At 62.4% G+C, this 3,206-nt stretch carries 3 protein-coding genes and 1 pseudogene; 1 reads left to right on the top strand and 3 read right to left on the bottom strand.

What is annotated here, in order from left to right; translation table 11 throughout:
* Window positions 1-272 precede the first annotated feature (272 nt).
* Window positions 273-1,039, bottom strand: a pseudogene (locus A1351_RS23780) (IS5 family transposase).
* 78 nt (window positions 1,040-1,117) lie between these two features.
* Between A1351_RS23780 and A1351_RS06820 the strand changes: the two are divergent.
* Entirely contained in the window at window positions 1,118-1,351 is a 234-nt protein-coding gene (locus A1351_RS06820) for a hypothetical protein (protein WP_157096145.1), read from the top strand.
* Window positions 1,352-1,394: 43 nt separating this feature from the next.
* On the opposite strand, the gene A1351_RS23775 is transcribed toward A1351_RS06820, so the two are convergent.
* A protein-coding gene (locus A1351_RS23775) for an IS5 family transposase (RefSeq protein ID WP_157096144.1) occupies window positions 1,395-2,155 on the bottom strand; the annotation gives its coding sequence in 2 pieces (ribosomal slippage) (window positions 1,395-1,822 and window positions 1,822-2,155; 762 coding nt in all).
* A 190-nt stretch (window positions 2,156-2,345) separates the two neighbouring features.
* Window positions 2,346-3,206 (bottom strand): prolyl oligopeptidase family serine peptidase (locus A1351_RS06805; protein ID WP_157096143.1); only part of this gene is annotated, 861 nt, incomplete at its 5' end.

Genomic DNA, 3,206 nt, shown 5'->3' with positions numbered 1-3,206 from the left:
ATAATCTCGATTATGGAACATAGAGCCTCGCCGGACGAGCCGCGCGCGTTGGCCACGCCGTCGCCTTCGACAATAGCCCTCCCGGATCCGCGCCGTTATCGGAGAGACGGATATGCCCGCCCACGCAAGGCGCGTTCAGCGGTTGGAGAGACAGATATGGCCGTCGTCGAGAAATCGCGTGAATGACGCCCGGGGTTGAGGCTGTAGTTGATTGCCCTGCAGATATCGCTTTTGTCCGAGACGAGCGCGCGTTGCCCCGACGAAGCGCTTGTCTAGGCCGTAGACTCATAAGCGCGCAACCACAGCCGAACTGAGGCGAGTTGCACCATGGCGAGGAAGTTGGCGGCGAGCTTGTCGTAGCGGGTGGCGACGCGGCGAAAGTGCTTTAGTTTGGAGAAGAACCGCTCGATGAGGTTGCGTTCGCGGTAGAGCCGCTTGCTGAAGCAGGGCTTCCAGCGCCGGTTGCTCTTCGGCGGAATGTTGGGCGTGGCTCCTTGTCCCTCGATCGGGGCGCGGATGCGATCGGCGTCATAGGCTTTGTCGGCCAGCACGATGGTGCGAGGGCCGAGGTTGTCGAGCAGCGTGTCGGCGATCTGGCCGTCATGCGCCTGTCCGGCGGTCAGGCCAAGCCGGATCGGGAGTCCTTGCGCGTCGACGACCGCGTGGATTTTGGTAGTGAGCCCGCCTCGGGAGCGACCGAGACAATGATCTCGATCCCCCTTTTTGCCGTCGCGGCCTGCTGGTGGGCGCGAACGGAGGTGCTGTCGATCATCTGGATGTCGCCATCGTGGGCGGCGGCGATGGCATCCATCATTCGATCCCAGACGCCCGCCTTCCGCCATCGCACGAAGCGGTTGTAGCAGGTAGGGCGCGGGCCGTAGCGTTCGGGCAGATCACGCCACGGCGCACCGGATCGCAACACCGAGAATACGCCGTTCAGCACACGACGATCATCGACACGCAGAACGCCTCGCGGCTTGTTGGGCAGCAGCGGTTCGATTACGCGCCATTCGAAGTCGGTCAGATCATATCGGCTCATGCCGATGCTGAATCATTTTTTTACCGGCTGATAAAAGCCTCACCTTAAGATCGCTTCATCGCCATCGAGATACAAAGGTTGAGCATGATCATCCTCGAAAGCCCCGACGGCACCGAGCGTGTGCTCATCCTGAAGCGACCGGACGGAGCTTTCACCTATTGCAGGCAATGGCGCTCCGAAAAGCCGTGGCCTGTGGATGATGAGGAAAAGTGGTCCCCGCCAGGGCCTGACTGCGGCATCTACGATGCTGCGGATACCGCGGAAACCGAAGCAAGACAACGAATTCCTTGGCTCAAAGCCCAATTCCACTGATTGCCCGCAATCCGTTTATGGGTTCACGACCTAGGCTCAGGACTCATTGATTGAGATAGAAGGCGACAGCGGCGGCGATGCATACGGCCGAGAAGAAGGCGTGCGCGCATCGATCGTAACGGGTAGCGATGCGCCGCCAGTCTTTGAGCTTGGCGAAAAGGTTCTCGATCTTGTGACGTTGCCGGTAGAGCCCCTTGTCGTAATCCAGAGGCTTCTTACGGCTCTTCGTCGGGGGGATGCAGGGTTCGGTCCCGCGCTCCGCGAGCGCTCGGCGAAACCAGTCGCTGTCGTAGCCGCGATCGGCGATCAGGGCCGAGGACGGCGGCAGCGCGTCGAGCATCAGCCTCGCGCCTTTGTGATCGCTCATCTGCCCTTCGGTCAGCATCATGACGAGCGGCTTGCCGGCGCCGTCGCAGACGACGTGGAGCTTGGAGTTCAGCCCGCCTTTCGTGCGGCCGATACAGCGGGAAAGAGCCCCTTTTTTAGGAGGCTCGCCGCCGTCCGATATGCCTTCAAATGAGTGGAGTCGATCATGATCCGCTCAGGTTTCGGCCCTCCTCCTGCGAGCGCGGCGAAAATACGATCGAAGACGCCGAGCCGGCTCCAGCGGATGAAGCGATTATAGAGCGTCTTGGGCGGTCCATACTCCTTCGGAGCGTCCTTCCATTGCAGGCCGTTCTTGATGACGTAGACGATCCCGCTGACCACGCGGCGGTCGTCCACCCGCGGCACGCCATGCGCCAAGGGAAAATGAGGGGAAATTCGCGCCATCTGCATTTCGCTCAGCAAAAACAAATCACCCATCAAAGCCTCCATATCGGAGACCTTGAATCACGCCTCTCTCGAAATTAACAGGTCCTGAGCCTAGCTCGATCGCCTGTGATCCTCGACCTCACGTCGGGGAAGTCGCGAAGCGACCATCTCGAGGGGCGAGGGGGTCCAGCGGATGGTTTTCGCTCTCTTCGAGACGGGGGCTCTTCGGCACGGGAAAGGATCACCCGATTGTCCCGGCCTCCACCTCCCATCCAATCGCGCGACGCAGAAAGCTCATTCCCAGCGCCGCGAAGCGCGCGACCTCAGCATTGTCCTTGCCGTAGCCGTGCCCGCCGGCCGCCGGCTCGTAGAACAGGGCAGGATAGCCCAGCGCCTGTAGCTTCGCCGCGAATTTGCGGGCATGGCCGGGATGCACGCGATCATCGCGCCGCGTGGTGGCGATGAGGATCGGCGGATAGGCGCGGCCTGCCTCGACATTGTGATAGGCGGAAATCTCCTGGAGAAACGCCCAATCCTCGGACAGGTCTGGATCGCCATATTCCGCGACCCAGCTCGCACCCGCCAGCAGCTTGTGATAGCGGCGCATGTCGACGAGTGGAATTCTGCAGGACAGCGCGCCGAATTTCTCTGGATGCCGCGCGAGCATGTTGGCGATCAGCAGGCCCCCGTTGGAGTCGCCCTCCGCAGCGATCCGCTGCGGACGAGTCACTCTGCGCGCCACGAGATCAGCGGCGATCGCGGCGAAATCATCATGCGAGCGGGCCTTGCCCTCGCGCCGTCCGGCCTCGTGCCACGAGGCGCCGAACTCGCCGCCTCCGCGCAGATTCGTCAGCACGACGACGCCGCCCTTCTCGAGCCAAAGCTTGCCCCTGGTGGCGGAGTAATAAGGGAGCGTGCTGACGCGAAAGCCGCCATAGCCGGTCATATAGACCGGCGCGTCGCCTGTCTCGCCCGGCGGTCCGATTTGCACATAGGGTATGCGCTCGCCGTCCGGCGCGACCGCCTCGTGACGGGTAACGACCGCCGCTCCGGAATCGAAAGCGACGGGCGCTCGACGCAGCCGCTTCGGGGCGTCGACGCC

Source organism: Methylosinus sp. R-45379 (assembly GCF_001644125.1).
In the GTDB taxonomy this organism is placed as follows: Bacteria; Pseudomonadota; Alphaproteobacteria; order Rhizobiales; family Beijerinckiaceae; genus Methylosinus.
The sequence above is the reverse complement of the archived record's forward strand: the minus strand, read 5'-3'. Positions and strand labels throughout refer to the sequence as shown.